General features: G+C 64.3%; 24 protein-coding genes. 13 read left to right on the top strand and 11 right to left on the bottom strand.

Features of this window, described 5'->3' with window-relative positions; all coding sequences use genetic code 11:
* Positions 1 to 48 precede the first annotated feature (48 nt).
* Positions 49 to 957: a methionyl-tRNA formyltransferase gene (gene fmt / locus D0Z70_RS13650; RefSeq protein ID WP_119747305.1), complete on the bottom strand. Its 909-nt coding sequence runs from the start codon at positions 955 to 957 to the stop codon at positions 49 to 51.
* A 53-nt stretch (positions 958 to 1,010) separates the two neighbouring features.
* Between fmt and recR the strand changes: the two genes are divergently transcribed.
* The 3 genes from recR (at position 1,011) to def (ending at position 2,730) form a co-directional block, all read left to right on the top strand.
* Entirely contained in the window at positions 1,011 to 1,607 is a 597-nt protein-coding gene (recR, locus tag D0Z70_RS13655) for a recombination mediator RecR (protein ID WP_119747307.1), read from the top strand.
* Between the two features lie 81 nt (positions 1,608 to 1,688).
* Positions 1,689 to 2,147 (top strand): VOC family protein, encoded by a 459-nt coding sequence (locus D0Z70_RS13660; RefSeq protein ID WP_119747309.1) that lies wholly within the window; start codon positions 1,689 to 1,691, stop codon positions 2,145 to 2,147.
* Between the two features lie 52 nt (positions 2,148 to 2,199).
* The gene (def, locus tag D0Z70_RS13665; RefSeq protein WP_119747311.1) at positions 2,200 to 2,730 is read left to right on the top strand and encodes a peptide deformylase; all 531 of its coding nucleotides are present in this window, start codon (positions 2,200 to 2,202) and stop codon (positions 2,728 to 2,730) included.
* A 104-nt stretch (positions 2,731 to 2,834) separates the two neighbouring features.
* Here def and phoB read toward each other — a convergent pair whose 3' ends face one another.
* From phoB to D0Z70_RS13700, 7 genes are all read right to left on the bottom strand, one after another.
* Positions 2,835 to 3,536: a phosphate regulon transcriptional regulator PhoB gene (gene phoB, locus D0Z70_RS13670; protein ID WP_006949946.1), complete on the bottom strand. Its 702-nt coding sequence runs from the start codon at positions 3,534 to 3,536 to the stop codon at positions 2,835 to 2,837.
* A 5-nt stretch (positions 3,537 to 3,541) separates the two neighbouring features.
* Positions 3,542 to 4,234, bottom strand: a complete 693-nt coding sequence (phoU, locus tag D0Z70_RS13675; RefSeq protein WP_119747313.1) for a phosphate signaling complex protein PhoU — start codon at positions 4,232 to 4,234, stop codon at positions 3,542 to 3,544.
* Between the two features lie 30 nt (positions 4,235 to 4,264).
* Positions 4,265 to 5,053: a phosphate ABC transporter ATP-binding protein PstB gene (gene pstB, locus D0Z70_RS13680; RefSeq protein WP_119747316.1), complete on the bottom strand. Its 789-nt coding sequence runs from the start codon at positions 5,051 to 5,053 to the stop codon at positions 4,265 to 4,267.
* 8 nt (positions 5,054 to 5,061) lie between these two features.
* Positions 5,062 to 6,303, bottom strand: a complete 1,242-nt coding sequence (gene pstA / locus D0Z70_RS13685) for a phosphate ABC transporter permease PstA (RefSeq protein ID WP_119747318.1) — start codon at positions 6,301 to 6,303, stop codon at positions 5,062 to 5,064.
* A gap of 130 nt (positions 6,304 to 6,433) precedes the next feature.
* Positions 6,434 to 7,828: a phosphate ABC transporter permease subunit PstC gene (gene pstC / locus D0Z70_RS13690; protein ID WP_119747320.1), complete on the bottom strand. Its 1,395-nt coding sequence runs from the start codon at positions 7,826 to 7,828 to the stop codon at positions 6,434 to 6,436.
* Positions 7,829 to 7,836: 8 nt separating this feature from the next.
* A complete protein-coding gene (locus D0Z70_RS13695) occupies positions 7,837 to 8,907 on the bottom strand; it encodes a substrate-binding domain-containing protein (protein ID WP_119747322.1) in 1,071 nt (356 codons plus the stop codon).
* Positions 8,908 to 9,042: 135 nt separating this feature from the next.
* Complete coding sequence (locus D0Z70_RS13700; RefSeq protein WP_119747324.1) at positions 9,043 to 10,287, bottom strand: sensor histidine kinase; 1,245 nt, start codon at positions 10,285 to 10,287, stop codon at positions 9,043 to 9,045.
* A 98-nt stretch (positions 10,288 to 10,385) separates the two neighbouring features.
* Here D0Z70_RS13700 and D0Z70_RS13705 point away from each other — a divergent pair, with 98 nt between their 5' ends.
* The 6 genes from D0Z70_RS13705 to vapC all read left to right on the top strand — a co-directional run bounded on the left by D0Z70_RS13705 (position 10,386) and on the right by vapC (position 13,669).
* Positions 10,386 to 10,826: a hypothetical protein gene (locus tag D0Z70_RS13705; RefSeq protein WP_119747326.1), complete on the top strand. Its 441-nt coding sequence runs from the start codon at positions 10,386 to 10,388 to the stop codon at positions 10,824 to 10,826.
* A 54-nt stretch (positions 10,827 to 10,880) separates the two neighbouring features.
* Positions 10,881 to 11,168, top strand: coding sequence for an HPr-rel-A system PqqD family peptide chaperone (locus D0Z70_RS13710; protein WP_119747422.1), 288 nt, complete (start codon positions 10,881 to 10,883; stop codon positions 11,166 to 11,168).
* Positions 11,165 to 12,028: an HprK-related kinase A gene (locus D0Z70_RS13715; protein ID WP_119747328.1), complete on the top strand. Its 864-nt coding sequence runs from the start codon at positions 11,165 to 11,167 to the stop codon at positions 12,026 to 12,028. Before D0Z70_RS13710 ends, D0Z70_RS13715 begins: the two co-directional genes overlap by 4 nt.
* Positions 12,025 to 13,014, top strand: coding sequence for a nucleotidyltransferase domain-containing protein (locus tag D0Z70_RS13720; protein ID WP_119747330.1), 990 nt, complete (start codon positions 12,025 to 12,027; stop codon positions 13,012 to 13,014). The genes D0Z70_RS13715 and D0Z70_RS13720 overlap by 4 nt, the downstream gene beginning before the upstream one ends.
* Positions 13,015 to 13,082: 68 nt before the next feature.
* A complete protein-coding gene (locus D0Z70_RS13725; protein WP_119747332.1) occupies positions 13,083 to 13,277 on the top strand; it encodes a type II toxin-antitoxin system VapB family antitoxin in 195 nt (64 codons plus the stop codon).
* On the top strand, positions 13,274 to 13,669 hold the full coding sequence (gene vapC, locus D0Z70_RS13730; RefSeq protein ID WP_119747334.1) for a type II toxin-antitoxin system VapC family toxin: 396 nt from the start codon (positions 13,274 to 13,276) through the stop codon (positions 13,667 to 13,669). The genes D0Z70_RS13725 and vapC overlap by 4 nt, the downstream gene beginning before the upstream one ends.
* A gap of 268 nt (positions 13,670 to 13,937) precedes the next feature.
* On the opposite strand, the gene D0Z70_RS13735 is transcribed toward vapC, so the two are convergent.
* A complete protein-coding gene (locus D0Z70_RS13735) occupies positions 13,938 to 15,305 on the bottom strand; it encodes an amidohydrolase (protein ID WP_119747424.1) in 1,368 nt (455 codons plus the stop codon).
* A gap of 259 nt (positions 15,306 to 15,564) precedes the next feature.
* On the opposite strand from D0Z70_RS13735, the gene D0Z70_RS13740 reads away from it, so the two are divergent.
* Genes D0Z70_RS13740 through D0Z70_RS13745 form a run of 3 tightly spaced genes read left to right on the top strand, consistent with a single transcriptional unit; the run spans position 15,565 to position 16,258 of the window.
* Entirely contained in the window at positions 15,565 to 15,834 is a 270-nt protein-coding gene (locus D0Z70_RS13740; protein ID WP_239018922.1) for a hypothetical protein, read from the top strand.
* Between the two features lie 12 nt (positions 15,835 to 15,846).
* Positions 15,847 to 15,975, top strand: a complete 129-nt coding sequence (locus D0Z70_RS25675) for a hypothetical protein (RefSeq protein WP_275402215.1) — start codon at positions 15,847 to 15,849, stop codon at positions 15,973 to 15,975.
* Between the two features lie 4 nt (positions 15,976 to 15,979).
* Positions 15,980 to 16,258 (top strand): hypothetical protein, encoded by a 279-nt coding sequence (locus D0Z70_RS13745; protein ID WP_119747336.1) that lies wholly within the window; start codon positions 15,980 to 15,982, stop codon positions 16,256 to 16,258.
* A 183-nt stretch (positions 16,259 to 16,441) separates the two neighbouring features.
* Here D0Z70_RS13745 and D0Z70_RS13750 read toward each other — a convergent pair whose 3' ends face one another.
* The gene (locus tag D0Z70_RS13750) at positions 16,442 to 17,233 is read right to left on the bottom strand and encodes a 3-hydroxybutyrate dehydrogenase (RefSeq protein ID WP_119747338.1); all 792 of its coding nucleotides are present in this window, start codon (positions 17,231 to 17,233) and stop codon (positions 16,442 to 16,444) included.
* Positions 17,230 to 18,405 (bottom strand): DUF3734 domain-containing protein, encoded by a 1,176-nt coding sequence (locus D0Z70_RS13755; RefSeq protein ID WP_119747340.1) that lies wholly within the window; start codon positions 18,403 to 18,405, stop codon positions 17,230 to 17,232. Before D0Z70_RS13755 ends, D0Z70_RS13750 begins: the two co-directional genes overlap by 4 nt.
* 146 nt (positions 18,406 to 18,551) lie before the next feature.
* On the opposite strand from D0Z70_RS13755, the gene ypfJ reads away from it, so the two are divergent.
* On the top strand, positions 18,552 to 19,427 hold the full coding sequence (gene ypfJ / locus D0Z70_RS13760) for a KPN_02809 family neutral zinc metallopeptidase (protein ID WP_119747342.1): 876 nt from the start codon (positions 18,552 to 18,554) through the stop codon (positions 19,425 to 19,427).
* The last annotated feature ends 3 nt before the right edge of the window (positions 19,428 to 19,430 follow it).

A 19,430-nucleotide genomic window follows, 5' to 3' on the forward strand; every position in this document is an offset into this window, starting at 1 on the left:
TAAGGCTGTTCGTTTCGAGCATAGTCGAGACACCCGACGCGCGCCGTCTCACCCATCCACCCGGCTCCCCGCCGGCATGTCGAACCCGCGCAGCATCTCGTCGGGCGTCATCGCGGCCTTGCCTGCGCGCTGGATCAGGGTCGGGCGGATCGCGCCATGGCCGCAGCCGATCAGCAGTGCGTCGTCCAGCATTTCGCCAGGCAGGCCATCCTCATGCTCGATCTGCGCCGCCAATATGCGAAACCGCTCCCCGCCATATTCGAAAAAGGCGCCGGGAAAGGGATTGAAGCCGCGCACCTGCCGCTCGACCTGAATCGCGGGCCGGGTGAAGTCGATCCGCGCTTCGGCCTTGGCGATCTTGGCGGCATAGGTCACGCCCTCTTGCGGTTGCGCCATCGGCGGGTGTTGCGCAACATCGTCCAGCACCTCGACCATCAGCGTTGCGCCCGCCTGCGCCAGTTCCGCTGTCAGCGCGCCCGCCGTCTTGCCCTCTATCTTGGTCACATATTTGGCCCGCATCGGCCCGGTGTCCAGGCCCGCTTCCATGTCCATGATCGTGACGCCGGTGACATTGTCGCCCGACAATATCGCCCGCTGGATCGGCGCCGCCCCGCGCCAGCGCGGCAGCAAGGATGCATGGATGTTCATGCAGCCATGGCGTGGCGCGTCCAGCACGGCGCGCGGCAGGATCAGCCCATAGGCCGCGACCACCGCGACATCGGCATTGAGCGCCGCGAAGTCTGCCTGCACTTGGGCGTCCTTCAGCGACTCCGGCACCCGCACCTCGATCCCCATCGCCTCGGCCCGCTGATGGACCGGGGAGGGGGTCAGGCTCTTGCCGCGCCCCGCCGGACGGGGCGGCTGGCTATAGACGGCGACGATGTCATGCCCAGCTTTCGCCAGCGCGTCGAGCGCGGGAACCGCGAAATCGGGAGTGCCCATATAGATGATACGCATGGTGCCATCTCAAAGCCCTTGTCGGGACGGGTTGCAAGCCCTTATCTCATCACATGGCATCCACTGAAATCGAAGCGCTGACGCAAGCCCTGTCCCGCCTGCCTGGCCTTGGCCCGCGTTCGGCGCGGCGCGCGGTGCTGCACCTCATCAAGAAGCGCGAAGCCGCGATGGCCCCGCTGCTGCGCGCGCTGGAGGCCGTGAACGAGCGGCTGGTGACCTGCCAAGTCTGCGGCAATGTCGATACGGTCGATCCCTGCGGCATCTGCACCGACATGCGCCGCGATCCCCGTGCGCTGTGCGTGGTGGAGGATGTCGCCGACCTTTGGGCGCTCGACAAGTCCCGCCTCTTTCCGGGCCGCTTCCATGTGCTGGGCGGGCGCCTGTCCGCGCTGGAGGGTATCCGACCGGAGGATTTGACGATCGACGCGCTCGTCACCCGGCTGGAACAGGGGGGCGTCGATGAAGTGGTGCTGGCGATGAACGCCACGCTGGAGGGCCAGACCACCGCCCATTATCTTGCCGAACGCCTGGAACGCTTCCCGATCCGCCTGACGCAACTGGCCCATGGCGTTCCGGTCGGCGGCGAACTCGATTATCTGGACGAAGGCACGCTGGCGCAGGCGCTGCGGGCAAGAAGGCCGGTGGGGTAGGGCACCCTGCCAAAGCTGTTAGCTGACCCCGTCGCATCCCTCCGCTAGACCGGGCACGATAACCCACTGGAAGGATGCCCGATGATCGACCTTAGCCGCACCCATCATAAGGGCATTACCGTTCCCGACATCGACCGGGCGGTGGCCGATTATAGCGCGGCGCTGGGGCTGACCTTCGCGTCGATCCGCGATTTCAATCCTTTGCCCTTCTGGACGCCGGAGGAAGGCGCGCGGGAGATCAGCGTGCGCGCCACTTATTCGCTGGGCGGGCCGATCCATCTGGAACTGGTGCAGGGCAATAGCCGCTTTTACGATACCGCCAGCCCAGCTGGCGCGCGCCATATCGGTGTTTGGGTGGATGATCTGCCCGCCGAAGCGGACCGTCTGGTGGCGGCGGGCTGGACACCGCGCGCGGCCAACCTGCCGCCGGAACAGGGCTATGGCGCGATCGCCTATCTGACCTCGCCCGATGGCGGCTTGCTGGTCGAGCTGATTTCGACCATATTGAAACCCGCGATCGACGAATGGCTGGGTGAATAGCGCGATGCAGCGCATCGCTTGAAATCCTGCGTCTTTCCGCTATTTTAGAGCCATGGCCATTCTTCCCATCCTTGAGGCGCCGGACCCGCGCCTGCGCACCATTTCGACCCCCGTGGAGTCGATCGACGCCGATCTGCAACGGCTGATCGACGACATGTTCGAGACGATGTATGACGCGCCGGGCATCGGCCTGGCCGCGATCCAGGTCGGCGTGCCAAAACGGGTGCTGGTGATGGACCTTCAGGAGCCGGAATCGGACGCGGAGGATGCGCCCCCGGTCAGGAAGCCGATGGTGTTCATTAACCCCGAAATCCTCAAGGAATCGGAGGATCTGTCGGTCTATAATGAGGGCTGCCTCTCCGTTCCCGACCAATATGCCGAGGTGGAGCGCCCTGCAACGATCCGCGCCAGCTGGATGGACCGCGACGGCCGCATCCATGAAGAACAGCTTGAAGGGCTGCTCGCCACCTGCCTCCAGCATGAAATGGATCATCTGGAGGGCGTCCTCTTTATCGACCATCTCTCGCGCATGAAGCGCGACATGCTGATGAAGAAACTGACCAAGGCCCGCCGCGCCGCCTGACTGGCGCCCGTCATCCCGGCGAAAGCCGGGATTTCGCTCCTTCTGGCGCGACGCTGGAAAGACAAGGGAGATGCCAGCCTTCGCTGGCATGACGGGGTACTGTGTCAGCTCACCCCATCGGTATCCAGCGCATAGCCCGCCGATCGCACGGTGCGGATGATGTCCTGAAACTGGCCATCGCCGTTGATCGCCTTGCGCAGGCGGCGGATATGGACGTCGACGGTGCGCAGCTCGATGTCGCTGTCCTGTCCCCACACGCTGTCGAGCAGCCGCTCGCGCGAGAATACCCAGCCGGGATGCTCCAGAAAATGGCGCAGCAGGCGGAATTCGGTGGGACCAAGCGGGATCACCTGTCCGCCGCGCCGCACCTTGTGTCCCACTGTGTCCATCTCGACGTCGGCAAAGGTCAGCGTCTCCCCCGCCAGCGCCGGACGCACCCGCCGCAGTACCGCGCCGACCCGCGCCACCAGTTCGCGCGGGGAGAAGGGCTTGGTCACATAATCGTCCGCGCCCGTCTCCAGCCCGCGCACCCGATCCTCTTCTTCACCGCGTGCGGTCAGCATGATGATCGGCACATTGGCGGTGCCATTGGCGCGGCGCAGGCGGCGGCACACTTCGATCCCCGACAGGCTTTCCACCATCCAGTCGAGCAGCACGATGTCGGGCACATTTTCCTGCGCCATCAACAAGGCTTCCTCGCCATCGACCGTATGGGCGACCTCGAAATCCTCACGCTTGAAATGCCAGATCAGCAATTCGGCCAGCGCCGCGTCATCCTCGACCAGCAGCATTTTTGCACGGGCCATGGTCTTTATTCCTCCGCCGCCGCGCCGCCGCGGTCGCGGTCGGGCAGGGTCTGGCCCGTGGCCGCATAATAGACCATCTCTGCGACATTGGTCGCATGGTCGCCGATCCGTTCGATATTCTTGGCAATGAACAGCAGATGCGCACATTCGCTGATCGTCTTGGGATTTTCGACCATATAGGTCACCAGCGTGCGAAACACGCTGTTGTAGAAATCATCGACCACCGTGTCGCGCTCCACCACGGCCACGGCCAGATCGGCATCGCGCGCGGCAAAGGCGTTGAGCGCGTCATGCACCATTTCGCTCGCCACCTGTGCCATGGATGGCAGCAGCGACACCGGTTCCAGCGTGCGCTGGTTGGCGGTGATTTGCGGCACGCGCTTGGCGATATTCTTGGCATAGTCGCCGATGCGCTCGACCACGCCGACGATCTTGAGCGCGGCGATCACGTCGCGCAGATCGTTCGCCATCGGCGCGCGCAGGGCAATCACCTGAATGACCAGCTTCTCGACTTCCGCCTCGATCGCGTCGATGCGCTTGTCGTCGGCTACCACCTGCGCCGCCAGCACCAGATCCTGCCGTTGCAGCGCCGTCATCGCGCTTTCGATGGCCGCTTCGGCCCGCCCGCCCATTTCCGCGATCAGGCCGCGCAGCCTGTCGATATCCTCGTCGAACGCTTTGATCGTATGTTCAGCCATATTCGTCTCTCCCGCTATCAGCCCCAAAAATCAGCCATAGCGACCGGTGATATAATCCTTGGTCCGCTCCTGCGTCGGGTTCGTAAATATGTCGCTCGTCACGCCATATTCGACCAGATCGCCGAGGTGGAAGAAGGCGGTCCGTTGCGACACGCGCGCGGCCTGCTGCATATTGTGGGTCACGATGACGATCGCATAGCGGCCGCGCAGCTCGTGGATCAGCTCCTCGATCTTCGCCGTCGCAATCGGGTCCAGCGCGGAACAGGGTTCGTCCATCAGGATGACCTCCGGCTCCACCGCAATGGCGCGGCCAATGCACAGCCGTTGCTGCTGCCCGCCCGAAAGCGCGGTGCCGCTGTCATGCAGCCGATCCTTCACTTCCTCCCACAGGCCAGCGCGGCGCAGCGATTTTTCGACCACCACGTCCAGGTCCGCCTTGGCATGGGCCAGGCCATGGATGCGCGGCCCATAGGCGATATTTTCGTAGATCGACTTGGGGAAGGGATTGGGCTTCTGGAACACCATGCCGACCCGCGCGCGCAGCTGCACCACGTCCATCGACGGGGAATAGATATCCTCGCCATCCAGCGTGATCATGCCTTCTACCCGCGCGCTGGCGACGGTGTCGTTCATGCGGTTCAATGTCCGCAGGAAGGTCGACTTGCCGCAGCCCGACGGGCCGATGAAGGCGGTGACATGGTCCATGTCGACATCAATGGACACGCCCTTGATCGCCTGCTTCGCGCCGTAGAATACCTTGACGTCGCGGGCCGACATTTTTGGGTTGGCAATGGCCAGAGGATTTATTGCTTCGGTCATGGGTGCGTTTACCACCGTGTTTCAAACTTGTTGCGCAGATAGATGGCCAGACCATTCATCGCGAGGAGGAAGGCCAGCAGCACGATGATCGCGGCCGACGTCTTTTCGACAAAGCCCTTGGACACTTCATCGGACCACAGGAAAATCTGCACCGGCAACACCGTCGCCGGATCGCTGATCCCGCCCGGCGGGGTCGCGATGAAGGCGCGCATCCCGATCATCAGCAGCGGCGCGGTTTCGCCCAGCGCGCGCGCCATGCCGATGATCGTGCCAGTCAGAATGCCCGGCAGCGCCAGCGGCAGTACATGGTGGAACACCACCTGCACCGGCGACGCACCAATGCCGAGCGCCGCGTCGCGGATGCTGGGCGGCACCGACTTGATCGCGTTGCGCCCGGCAATGACGATGACCGGCATCGTCATCAGCGCCAGCGTCATGCCGCCGATCAGCGCCGCGGATCGCGGCAGGTGCAGGAAGTTGAGAAAGATCGACAGGCCCAGCAGGCCGAAGATGATGGAGGGGACAGCGGCCAGATTGTTGATCGATACTTCGATAATGTCGGTCCACCACGCCTTGGGCGCATATTCCTCCAGATAGAGGGCGGTCGCCACACCCACCGGGAAGCTGAGCGCCAGCGTCACCAGCATCGTCAGCAACGATCCCTTGAATGCGCCCCAGATGCCTACCTGGGTCGGATCGGTGCCGTCGCTTGCCGTCAGGAAGCTCCAGTTGAAACCGGTGGTCAGCAGGCCCGCCTTGCGCAGCCGTTCGACCGCCGCTTCCGCTTCTGGCGCGCCTTCATGCTTGGCGGCGAGGTCAATGGTGGTGGAGGCCGGGACGCGGATCGTCACCGTCCGCCCCAATATCGCCGGATCGGCCTTGATCGCGTCGCGGATGCTGATCCAGGCGGTCGATGACAGCAAGGCATCGGCGTCGGCACCCAATGCTTCCTTGGCGACCTGTCCCGTCACCATCGGCAGGTTGGCATTGGCCAGCGCCGCGTCGGTGATATTGGCCGGATCGAGCAGCAGCGGCGAGGCCGGGAAGTCGATCTGGAGCGCAATCTCGGTTCGGGTGAAGCCGCGCAGCCCGTTGCCCATCATCGTGAACAGCAGGAAGGCCAGGAAGGCGGCAGACAGCGCCACGGCAAACAGCCCGGCGAATTTGAACCGCCGCTCCGCCGCATAGCGCCGCGCAATGCGCTTGCGCATGTCGTCCGACTTCCAGTCGGTAGGGTTGCGAGTTGTCATGATATGCTTTCCCCGTTCGGGCTGAGCGAAGTCGAAGCCCTCTGTTGAGCGCAGCGAAGCACAGAGCCTTCGCTGCGCTCAGGTGAACCCTTCGACAGGCTCAGGGCGAACGGATGTTGGGTGTTGCGGCTCATTCGTAAGCCTCGCGATATTTCTTCACGACCCGCAGGGCCACGATGTTGAGCAGCAACGTGACGACGAACAGCACCAGTCCCAGCGCAAAGGCCGCCAGCGTCTTGGCACTGTCAAATTCCTGGTCGCCGGTCAGCAGCTGGACGATCTGGGTCGTCACCGTGGTCACGCTGGCAAAGGGATTGAGCGTCAGGTTGGCGGCCAGACCAGCGGCCATCACCACGATCATCGTCTCGCCGATGGCGCGGCTGACCGCCAGCAATACGCCGCCGACCACGCCGGGCAGGGCGGCGGGGATCAGCACCTTGCGGATCGTCTCGCTGGTGGTCGCGCCCATCGCCAGGCTGCCGTCGCGCATCGACTGCGGCACGGCGGCGATGCTGTCGTCGGCCATGGAGGAGACGAAGGGAATGATCATCACCCCCATCACCAGACCCGCCGCCAGCGCGCTTTCCGACGAAGCGCCATGGATGCCGATCATCACCGCAAAGTCGCGGAGGGCCGGCGCAATGGTGAGCGCCGCGAAATAGCCATAGACGACCGTCGGCACGCCGGCGAGCATCTCCAGCGTCGGCTTCATCCATTTGCGCACGACGGGCTTTGCATATTGGGTCAGGTAGATGGCGCTCATCAGGCCCAGCGGAATGGCGACGACCATGGCGATGATCGCGCCGATGAAGATGGTGCCCCAGAACAGCGGCACCGCGCCGAACGCATCTTCATTGCCATAGCCCATCGCGGCTGACTGCGGCGACCATTTGGTGCCGAACAGAAAGTCCAGCGGATTGACCATGGAGAAGAAGCGGAAACTTTCCCACAGCAGCGAGGCGACAATCCCCACCGTAGTCACGATCGCCAGCAGCGACGCGACCAGCAGCGTCGCCATCACCAGCCGCTCGACCCGTGTGCGCGCCCGGAAATCGGGGCGGACGCGGGTGAAGGCATAAGCGCCGCCGGCAAAGGCCAGCACGATCGCCAGCACCGCGCCCGCGACGCCATATTTGTTGATCGCAGCGCGATAGGGTTCGACCAGTCCCTGCGCCAGCGGGTTGAACGCCCCGGCCTGCGCGCCCGTCGCGATCGACCGCGCCTCGCCCAATATGGCGGAGCGCGAGAAATCGTCCATCGGCAGGCTCTGCGCCGCCGGATCGGCCAGCACCGCCTGCGTTACCAGACCGGGCGCGATATTGGCCCAGACGGTGAGGAACAGGATGGCCGGGGCCAGCGTCCACAAAGCCACATACCAGCCATGATAGCCCGGCAGCGAGTGAACGGCATCACGCCGCCCGGTTGCCCGCGCCACGGTCTGCAAACGCAGCGCGCGGGCGCGGGCGCTGACCCAGGCGATAGCGCCCAGGCCAGCGAGCAGCAGGAAAAGTGCGGGACCGGTCATTATGGCCCTTACTTCAGCTTGGAGCCGTCAAGCACGGTCAGCGCCTTGACCGTTTCGGCACTGGCCTTGCGCACATCTTCGGGTGCCGCGACCATGCCGCGCTTGGTCAGCGCGCCGTCGGGCGACCAGTTGGCGGCAAAGGCGTTGAGGAAGCCCTGCAAGCCCGGAATGGCCGCGATATGCGCCTTCTTCACATAGATATAGAGCGGACGCGCACCGGGATATTGGCCGGTCGATACCGTCTCATAGGTCGCCTCGACGCCGTTGATCGGCACGTCCTTGAGCGTATCCTTATTCTCTTCCAGGAAGCTGTAGCCGAACACGCCGACCGCATTGGGGTTTGCGCCCAGCTTTTGCACGATCAGATTGTCATTCTCGCCCGAATCGACATATTTGCCGTCCTCGCGGACGCGGGTGCAGGTCGCCTTATATTCGTCCTCGTTCTTTTCCTTCAATTCCTTCATCGCCGGGTCGGACTGGCATCCCTTTTCCAGGATCAGTTCGGCCAGCGAATCGCGCGTGCCGCTGGTGGACGGCGGGCCAAAGACGGAAATCGCGATGGCGGGCAGGGTGGGATCGACATCCTTCCACGTTTCCGCCTTGTTCGGGCCCTTGCCATAGGGGTTGGCGGCCAGCGCCTCATAGACGATCTTGGGGGTCAGCTTGTAGCCGGGGCCGTTCTTGGCTTCGGCAAAGGCCAGGCCGTCGACGCCGACCTGCACTTCGATGATGTCCTTGACGCCATTGGCCGCGCACATATCAAATTCGGACTTCTTCATCCGGCGCGATGCGTTGGCGATGTCGGGATGCTGCGCACCCACGCCCGCGCAAAACAGCTTCATGCCGCCACCGGTGCCGGTCGATTCGATGATCGGCGACTTCATGCCGGGATTGCCTTGAACGAACAGTTCGGCAACCGCCGTGGCGAAGGGATAGACAGTCGACGAACCGACCGCGCGGATCTGGTCGCGGGTCTGGCCTGCACCGCCGCTGCCGCTCTGGTCGCCACAGGCGGACAGGGAAACAACGCTCAATGCCGTTGCGGCGAACAAGGTGAATCTATTCACGGGAACCTCCATCATGCAAGGCCGCGATTCGCTGCTCGCCGCCCCCTTTGACCGGCGCTATAGGGCCGCTCCATCGCGGCATTGTGACATTCAGGTTGCAGTTTGATGACATAGCAAAAGGCGATGATGACAGGGCCGCCATTTTGGTCAAACCTGCCCGCCATCCGCCTCATGCATCAGCGGCAGCAATACGGTCACGGTCGTCCCCTTGCCAAGCACGCTCGCCACGTCCAGCCGTCCGCGATGCCGCTCGACAATATGTTTGACGATCGCCAGCCCCAGCCCGGTGCCGCCCATCGCCCGGCTGCGTCCCGAATCGACGCGATAGAAGCGTTCGGTCAGGCGCGGCAGATGATCCGGGCCAATGCCTTCGCCCTCGTCCGCGACGGACAGGCGGCACATGCGACTGCCTCCCTCGGTCAGCGTGACGCGGATCGGCGTGCCGGGGCGGCCATATTTCACCGAATTGCCGATCAGATTGTGGAGCAGTTGCGACAACTGTGCCCGGTCGCCCTGCACCGCCTGCCGCCCCGGCGCGACCTCCATCTCCACCTCGCGGCCCCGCTCGCCATGGCTGGAGCGGAATACATTGACCGCTTCGGCCACCAGTTCGCCCAGATCGACCGATGCGTCCGGCGCGCGATATTTTTCCGCCTCGATGCGCGAGAGGGAGATGAGATCGTCGACCAGCCGCTGCATCCGCCGCGCCTCGCCATCCATGATCTTGAGGAAACGCTGCCGCGTCTCGTCATCCTTGCCCAGTTCCGGGTCGGCCAGTGTCTCGATAAAGCCCAATATCCCGGCCAGCGGCGTGCGCAGTTCGTGGCTGGCATTGGCGACGAAATCGACACGCATCCGCTCGGCGGCATGGGTGCCGCTATGGTCGACCAGATGGACCAGGCGGCGCATGTCGGCCACTGCACCCACCGGCGCGACCCGCATCTGCCAGCGCTGATCGCGCGATCCCAGCCCCACCAGCTCGATCATGAACGGCTCGGCCAGCGGCGCGAGGCTCGCCAGCCGTTCGGCGGCGGCAGGGTGGCGGATGGCGATCCGCGCATCCTCCCCCTCGATATGCGCGCCCAGCAGGCGCAGCGCCGCCCGGTTCGCCCGCGCAATCCGCCCGCGTTCCACCAGCATCAGCGGATCGGAAATCCCCTCCAGCAGGCTGGCGAAATCGGGATGGTCGATCAGGTCCGGCTCGTCCATTGCGGCGTCCGGCACGTCGGGCGGTGGCGTTCCGGCATCCGCCGTAATGGCCAGGACGATCACCCCGGCCAACACCGGCAGTGCGATGGCAAAGGGGGATGCACCCATCATCAAGGCAGCGCCCGTACTCAGCAAGAGGACGGCGAAGGACGCGATGATCTGGGAAGGACTGAGTCGATTCATGGTTACCGCACTGGATTTGTCGCGTATTTGCTGCGATGTCAGGTCCAATAGCGTGCAATCATGACGCTTTGGCAAGCCCGATAGCGGATCAGGATCAGATGAGCGAGCCGATGACCGGACAGGATGATGACCAGCAGCCCGAATTGGCTGCGCCGGCCGATACGCCCGATCTGGCTGTGCCGTCGCGTCGCCAGCTGCTGATGGGGGGCGCAGCGGCGGCCTCCGCGATTGTGTCGATCCGCCCGGCGCTGGCCAATACCGCAGCTTCTGTCCTCAACTGCACCATTCCCGTCCCGGACGCCAGCCGGGCGGGCAATCTGATCGCCCCCAATGGCCAGCTGGTTCCCGTCGGGACGCCGGGTGCCTTTCCCGGCACTGGCCGCGCTTTCACTGGTGAGCAGGTCAAGCAGGCGCTGCGCGGCCGCCCGCTGCCCGGCACCAGCTATCAGCAGAACCAGGCCTATCTCAACTATATCCGCCGCCTCCAGTCCGGCACCAGCGGCTTCACCTGCTACGCCTCGCTCCAGATGCCACGTTAGGCACTTGGCTACCCCTCTGCGTTAGGGCAGGGCGGACGGTGCGAGGTGGCGATAGTGACAGCAACGAAACTCTATCGGCGGGACGGGGCGGACGCGGTGACCGCCTGCGCGCTCGACGATATCGTTTTGCTCTATCACCCCCGGTCGGGCCAGACCCATATGGTGATCAGCCCGGTCCCCGAAATTCTCGATCAACTGGCCGACTTCACCCCCGCCAGCGTGGCGCAGATCCATGACCGGCTGGCGCGCAGCTTCGACCTTGGCCCGGCGGACGACGCCATGCGCGAAATCGCCGCCCATCTCGACGCGCTGGTGGCGCTCGGTCTGGTGCGCCCGGCATGAGGCACCAACTGACCCTGCGCATTGGTCCTGCGACCTTCCGCATCGGCTCCGCGTGGCCCGCGCCGGTCAGCCAGTTGGCCAGCCTCTACGCCGCCTATCCGCAACCCGCCGACGCCATCGCAGACTTCACCGTCCGGCTCCAGCCGACCAGCCTGGCGCGCCGCTTCATCCGTCCGTCCATCTTCATCACTGGCGACCATGGCCTGGCCGACGCTGCGCCGATGAGCCTAGCCCATGGCCTGCTCGCGGCGGAAATGGGCATGAACCTGCAAATGGCGCTGGGCTGGCGGCGGCATTTGCTGCTTCACGCCTCCAGCGTGGAGAAGGATGGCCGCGTGCTGGTGATGACCGGCGAGTCCGGTTCCGGCAAATCGACCCTTGCCGCCTTGCTGGGGGAGCGCGGCTGGCGCTTCATGGGCGATGAATTTGCCCTGCTGGACCTGGACAGCGGCGCGATCCTGCCCTTTCCCCGCCTCGTCAGCCTCAAGAATCGCGCGATCGAGGTGGTGGCGGGCGAAGTCGGGGCGGGCCGCATGGGTCCGCTGCTCGCTGCCACGGCCAAGGGCGATATTCGCCACATGCTCCCCCGTAATGATGCGGTCGCGCGCATGGGGCAGGGGGCGATGCCCGCGCTGCTGCTCTTCCCCCGCTTCGGCCATGCCGCCGACATGCGTGCCGTCGGTCAGGCGGAAATCTTCATGCGCCTGACCCAAGCCTCGACCAATTATGTCGCGCTGGGCGAACCGGCTTTCACGGCACTGACCCGGTTCGTCCGCGATGTTCCCGCCCGCGCAATCGACTTCCCGACCGGCGAGGAGGCCATCGCCATGGTCGAACGGCTGTGGGAGGATATGGCATGAGCGCCGCGCTGCTGGTGCGGACGCTGCGCGATCCCGCGTCCGTCGCCGCGCTGGACGCATCCGGCTGGAACGGCCTGATCGCCGCCGCGCGTGCCGAACGGCTGATCGGGACGCTGGCCTTTCGGCTTGATGGGGTCACGGTGCCACCAGCCGTCACGCCGATCCTGTCCGACGCGCAGGCCGACGCCGCCCGCGAAGCGCGCCAAGCCTTGTGGGAAGCCGACCGCGCGGCGCAGGCGCTTGGGGCTTTGGGTGTCCGCGTCGTGCTGCTCAAAGGCACCGCCTATGCCGCTGCCGGGCTGAAGGCCGGGCAGGGCCGCTTCATCGGCGATCTCGATATTCTCGTTCCGATGGAGGCGATGGCGGCGGTCGAACAGGCGCTGATCGCGGCAGGCTGGGAATGGGTGAAGGATGATCCCTATGACGACGCCTATTATCGCCAGTGGATGCACGAACTCCCGCCGATGATCCACGCGACGCGCGACCGGATGATCGACGTGCATCATACGATATTGCCGCTGACCGCGCGCCAGACCCCGGACGCCGCCGCGATGATCGCCGATGCTGTGTCGCTGGCCGATGGCTTGTACATCCTCTCGCCCGAAAATCGCGTCGTCCATGCCGTCGCCCATATGCTGGCCGATGGCGATTTGCAGGGCGGCCTGCGCAACCTGTGGGACATATATCATCTGCTGGCCGACACTGACCCGAACATAGTGGCGACCCGCGCCGCCCATCACGGTTTGTTGCCCCATGTCCGGCAGGCGCAACGCCTCGCCGCCGCGCTCTACGGTCCCGGCGCGCGCCTGACGCTATGGGACCGCCTGATCCGCGCCCGCCTGCTGGCCCGCGACGGCTGGGGCCGCGAAACCCGCAAGGCGCTGGTGTTCGCCTTCTTCCTGCGCTCTCATTGGTTGCGGATGCCGCCGCTGATGCTGGCCCGGCACCTGTGGACCAAATGGCGCAAGGGGCATCGGCCGCAATAGGCGCACCTCACCCTTGTCAACAGGCGAGCGACGTCATATGTGTATAAATCCATAAATGGATACACATTATGCGCACCAATATCGTGATTGACGACGATCTGATGGCCCGTGCCATGCAGGCGACCGGGATCAAGACCAAGAAAGAAGCGGTAGAACAAGGGCTTCGTACCCTTGTTCGCCTGACCGAGCAGGCCGAATTGCGGTCGCTTCGTGGTGCCGTGTCGTGGGACGGTGATCTCGATGCCATGCGCCGCGATCCATGATCCTGGTCGATAGCAGCGTCTGGATCGACTATTTTCGCGGCATCCCGACGGCGCAGGCCGACCGGCTCGACGGGTTGCTGGGGCGCGAGCCTTTACTGGTCGGCGACATCATCCTGACCGAGATATTGCAGGGCATCGCTGCCGACCGCGAATTTGATCGCGTCCGGCGCCTGCTGCTGACCATGGACGTCATCGTCATTGGCGGCATTGGCGTGGCGATCGAGGCTGCCCGCCACTTCCGCCACCTGCGCGCGCTGGGCGTCACCGTCCGCAAGACCATCGACACGCTGATCGCCACCCGCTGCCTGCATGACGACCATGCACTGCTCTACAGCGACCGCGACTTCGATCCCTTCGTCACGCATCTGGGGCTGCGATCGGCGATGGATTGATCCCGTTGGCCAATATTGCATCGGATCATTGGTCGCGCATTTTCGGCATTCCTCCCCTGCAAGGGGATCATTGCGAAAATCACCATCCATAGAATTTCACGTCATCCCCGCGCAGGCGGGGATCCATCTCCTGACCTAAAATCAAGACGATAAGGTAGGAGATGGATTCCCGCCTTCGCGGGAATGACAAAGATTTGTAAGGCCAACCGAATTTCGCAACGATCCCCTTACAGGAGAGGATGTGGAGTCACTGAGTAAATCGACCCTCCTACCCCTTCTTCAATATATCCAGCGCCAGTACCGTCATCGCCTCGCTGGCCGACCCGATCACCTTGTCGGCTTGCGGCGCCCAGAAGGGGCTGTGGAGGGAGGGGAGGGTTGCCTGTCCGGCCTGCGCCGCCGCCATCTTGTCGGCAGGTACGCCGCCGACCCAGAAGATGAAGCTGTTGATGGCCTTGTCCGCGCGATAGAAGCGGCCGAAATCCTCGCCGCCCATCACCGCCGGGGTCTTGACCACCTGGCCTTGCGGGAAATGCCCCCGCAGCACGCCTGCCATCTGTTCGGCAAATTCGGGCGGGTTGTAGGTCGATGGCGTAAACTCATCCTTCACCGTCACCACCGGCATCCGGTCGTCCGGCACCCCCGCCGCAATCGCCTCACCGCGCGCAATCCGCTTGATCCCCTCGATCAGCTTGGCCCGCGTCTCGTCCGAATAGCTGCGGATCGTCAGCAGCAATTTCGCCTCGTCGGGGATGATGTTATGCTTGGCCCCGCCCTGAAAGCTGCCCACCGTCACGACCGCCGGGTCGGAAGGTTCCTGCTCGCGGCTCACCAAGGTCTGGAGCGCGCCCACGATCCGCGATCCCAGCACGATCGGGTCCTTGGTCGTCTGCGGATAGGCACCATGGCCGCCGACGCCCCGCACCAAAATGTCGACGCTGTCGACATTGGCCAGCGCATAGCCCGGCGTATAGCCGATCTTCCCCGCTTCCAGATTGGCCGCGTCGTGGAAGGCGATGGCGTGGGTCGGCTTGGGGAAGCGGGTATAAAGCCCATCCTCCAGCATCAGCCGCGCGCCGCGCCCGACCTCCTCGGCGGGCTGGAGGATCATCACCAGCGTGCCTTTCCAATCGTCCTTGGCCGCCGCCAGCAGCTTCGCGGTTTCGATGAAGGCGGTCATATGCGTGTCATGGCCGCAGGCGTGCATCACGCCGGTCTCCACGCCTTCGGGGGTCTTGGTCCGCACTTTCGATGCGAAGGGCAGGCCGGTCTGCTCCACCACCGGCAGGCCGTCCATATCGGCGCGGATCAGCAGCACCGGGCCGGACCCGTTCTTCATCACCGCCACGACACCGGTGCCACCGACCTTCTCGGTCACGTCAAACTTCATCGCTTTCAGGCGCTTGGCGAGCTTGGCGGCGGTATTTACCTCCTGCTCCGACAGTTCGGGATTGGCGTGAAGATCGCGGTAGAGCGTCATCAGCCCGTCCATATCCTTGGCGATCGTCGCGCCGATCGCGCTTTGCGGCGCGGCAATCGGTGCGGGGGCGGGGGCTGGAGCCGTCGGTTCGGTCTGGGCGGCGGCGATGGACGACAGGCTGGCGGCGGCCAATATGGCCGTGAGCGCATGGCGCATGGTGAAGTCTCCCTTGGTTGCCCGCAGCATAAGGGGATTTTACGCCTGTTAAAGGGGGCAGCGCGGCGGACAGCTAAAAAGCGGCTGCCCTTGTAAAGTCATGCAATCCAACCTATTTCACATGTGAAAGGAACGATCCGCCGCACTGCGCGGCCCCATGATCGTCCGCCCCCTTGCGACATGACTCATCTGCGCGTCCGATGAAGCGCCTCCTGTCGCCCTGCTATCCCGATTTTCCTCGTGCAAAGGAGCCTGCTCCATGGCCCAGACATCCGCCTTCTGCCTTGCCCAGCAGTCGATCCATCACGCCCGTTCTTTGTCCGAAACCCTGCCCAACGCTCGCCGCGTCGCGGTCGCCGCCGCCAACGCCTGGGGCCGCGAAGCCAAGCTCGCCGCCAGCGCCGAACGCCGCCGCGCGACGCGCACGGTGGAGACGGAGGATGAAGCGATCGCCGCAGAATTCCGTGCCGAGGATGATGCCGAAGCGGCGCTGCTCTCAGCGCATCAGCAGCCCACGTCCGCAAACTGAAAGACCCAGATCATGGCCAAAAGTCAGAAGAAATCGAGCCGCGAGACCCGCAAGCCCAAGGCGGAAAAGCCACCCAAGGCCAATGCGTCCAACCCATCGACCAAGCCCGGCCCGGTCGGCATCGTGACGCTGAAAAGCTGACAAGATGACGACCGATAGCCCCGTTCAGCCAGCGCCAGCCCCCAACCGCACACCGCCGGGCCGCCGCTTCGTTCCGCATAACGCCGTGCGCCTGTCCCCGGCGCAAGCCGAACGGCAGGGCCGAGTCACCCGCATCGCGATCGAGAAACTGGGCGCGCCTGCCGCGATCCTGTTCCTCAACAGCCAGCATGACGGCCTGCCCGATCGCCCGCTGCCGCTCGCGACGACGAGCGAGGACGGCCTGCAATCGGTCCTGCGCCTGCTGGAGCCGAATGCGGCCTGACTTTGTGCCAAGATGCGTTGAACGTGACCTACTCCAACCCCTCCCCCTTTAGGAGGAGGTTGGGTGGGGGTGCACCGCCGCCAGCGTGGACGCGCGGCTTCGCCTTGCTCCCCCGACCCCTCCCCGCCGGGGAGGGGAGATCAGTCACAATCAACGTTATTTGGTATTACACAGGACCGCGTTTCACTGCGCCGTCCATCCGCCGTCGATGCTCATATTCGCGCCGGTGATGTTGGCGGCGGCGTCGCTGCACAGGAACATCGCCATCGCCGCGACCTGTTCGACCGTCACGAACTGCTTGGTCGGCTGGCCTGCCAGCAGCACGTCGTTCATCACCTGCTCGCGTGTCATGCCGCGTGCCTTCATCGTGTCGGGGATCTGGTTTTCAACCAGCGGCGTCCAGACATAGCCGGGGGAGATGCAGTTGGCGGTAATGCCGAAGGTCGCGACTTCCAGCGCCACCGTCTTGGTGAAACCGGCCAGGCCATGCTTGGCGGTCACATAGGCGCTCTTGAACGGAGAGGCGGTCAGCGAATGGGCGCTGGCGGTCTGGATGATCCGGCCCCATTTCTTGCCCTTCATATAGGGCACCGCCAGCCGCGTCGTGTGGAATGCGCTGGTGAGGTTCAGCGCGATGATCAGGTTCCATTTGTCGACCGGAAAATCCTCGACCGGGGCGACATGCTGCATCCCGGCATTGTTGATCAATATATCGACCCCGCCAAAGGCCGTGGCGGCCTCAGCCATCATCGCCTCGATCTGGTCCTGCTTGGTCAGATCATGGCCGCTATAGAGCGCCTTCGCGCCGCTCAGCGCCTCCAGCCCCAGCCGCTCCTGCTCGATCGCATCCTTGTCGCCAAAGCCGTTGATGACGACATTCGCGCCTTCGCCCGCCAGCGCCTTGGCATAGGCCAGGCCAATGCCGGAGGTCGATCCGGTGATCAAAGCGGTCTTGCCCGTAAAAGCCTTGCTCATGCCTTTTTCTCCTTGAGATGATCGGGCGCGTCGAGGTCGAAGGTCGCGCTCTTGCCGTCCAATATGTTGCGGGCGATCAGGTCGCCCTTGTGCATCACTTCCTCCACTGCGTCGCGGCCCTGGCTCCAATGGTCCAGCATCGTGGCGCGGGAAAATTCAAAATCCTTCGCCCCGCTTTCCCAGTTGCGGCTGCGGTAGATGAGGTGGACGATGTTAACCGATCCGCCATCCAATATATCCCGCAATGTCTGCGCTTCCGGTTCGTTGCGCAGTTCGGGCGGCAGCTTTTCGAGCAAGGCCTTGATCGCGCCGTGCTCACGCCGCAGACGCAGATATTGGTCGGTCACCTGCCGGGTGCGGCTGGAAAACTGAATATCCTTGGCGCGCGAATAGACGTCGGTCATCTGGCGCGGCATCGGCCCTTCGGCGGGGAACAGGTCGACCTGAAACACCAGCATATCTTCGGTCTGATGGTCCAGCACATGGGCCAGCGGGGTGTTGGACACGATGCCGCCATCCCAATACCAGCGCCCGTCAATCTCGACCGGGGGCAGGCCCGGTGGCAGCGCGCCCGATGCCATGATGTGGCGCGCGTCGATCCGGGTGTTGCCGCCCGGCCCGCGCGTGTCCCAATAGGCGAAATTGCCGGTCTCGACATCGACCGCGCCGACCGACAGCCGCACCGGCCCGTCATTCAGCAAATCCCAGTCGATACAGGCGTCCAGCGTGTCTTTCAGCGGTGCGCTGTCGTAAAAGCTGATCGCGCCGGATGATCCTTCGGGCATCATCGTGGCTGGCCACAGGCGCGGGCGGAACATGCCGGGCACGCCGAAGGTCGCGACCGTGCCGGCGGCGGCCAGATGCGCAATCTCGCGAATATGGTCAATGTCGGGCAGCAGCACATTGGGCATCCCGCCCGACACGGTGTACCAGAATTTCTTGAGGCGGCTGATCCGCCGGTGCGGCGGGTTGCCCGCGATGATCGCGGCATTGACCGCGCCGATCGAAATACCCGCAACCCAGCTGACATCGACTCCCAGTTCGTCCAGCCGTTCATAGACGCCCGACTGGAAGGAACCGAGCGCGCCACCCCCCTGAAGCAGCAGCGCGACTTCGCGGGGGAGGGGCAAAGGCGTGCGGGCGCGGCGGAGGGGCTTGGGCTGATTATCCATGATGCGGTGCAATATAGTCTTTGCCGACCGCAATCCAACTTTATGTCGCCAGATAAAATTTGCTTTGTCCGCAACCCTCTGGCCATCCCGGCGGTTTGCAGCATTCCGTGAATCGGGTAGGCAATGGCCTAAACAGGGAGGGCGTCATGCGTCTCGACGACGAACAGGAAAGCAGCCATTTCGAGGTGCAGGACGGCCGGGGTGGCGGCGGTGGTGGCCTTGGCGGCGGGCTAGGAATGCTCCTGCCGCTGATCGGCAGCAAATTCGGCTGCGGTGGCATTGCCGTGGTGCTGGTGATTATGGTGGTGATGGGCATCAATCCGCTCAGCCTGATCGGCGGGGGTGGCGGCGGGCAGCCGGTCCAGACGCAGCGCCCTGCGACGACCGAACTGACCGACATTCAGCGCACGTCACTCAAAGTGCTGGGATCGACCGAGCGCCGCTGGGACGAGATATTCACGGCGTCAGGCGAGCAATATCCGCCGCCCACTTTGGTATTCTACAGCCAGAATGGCCAGTCGGGCTGCGGCGCGGCGCAGGCGGCGATGGGGCCGTTCTACTGCCCGGCCGATCAGCGCATTTATATCGACACCGATTTTTTCAACGAAATGGAAACACGCTTCAACGCGCCGGGCGATTTCCCGATCGGCTATATCATCGCCCATGAAGTGGGCCATCATATCCAGACGATCACGGGGCAAGCGGACCGGATTCGCAAGGCGCAGCAGAGCGCGTCGGAAGCCGAAGGCAATGCGTTGCAGGTGCAGATGGAATTGCAGGCGGACTGCTATGCCGGGGTTTGGGCGGCGCGCGACACCAATTTGATGGAAGCGGGCGACCTGGAAGAAGGGATGCGCGCAGCCGAGGCGATTGGCGACGATACGCTGCAAAAGGCGGCGGGGCGTCGGCCTGTGCCCGAAAGCTTCACCCATGGCAGCAGCGCCCAGCGCATGGCCTGGCTGCGCAAGGGGCTTTCGACCGGCGATCCGGCCCAATGCGATACGTTCAAGGGGGTGGTCTGACGC

This window comes from Sphingobium terrigena (genome assembly GCF_003591655.1).
Taxonomy (GTDB): Bacteria; Pseudomonadota; Alphaproteobacteria; order Sphingomonadales; family Sphingomonadaceae; genus Sphingobium; species Sphingobium terrigena.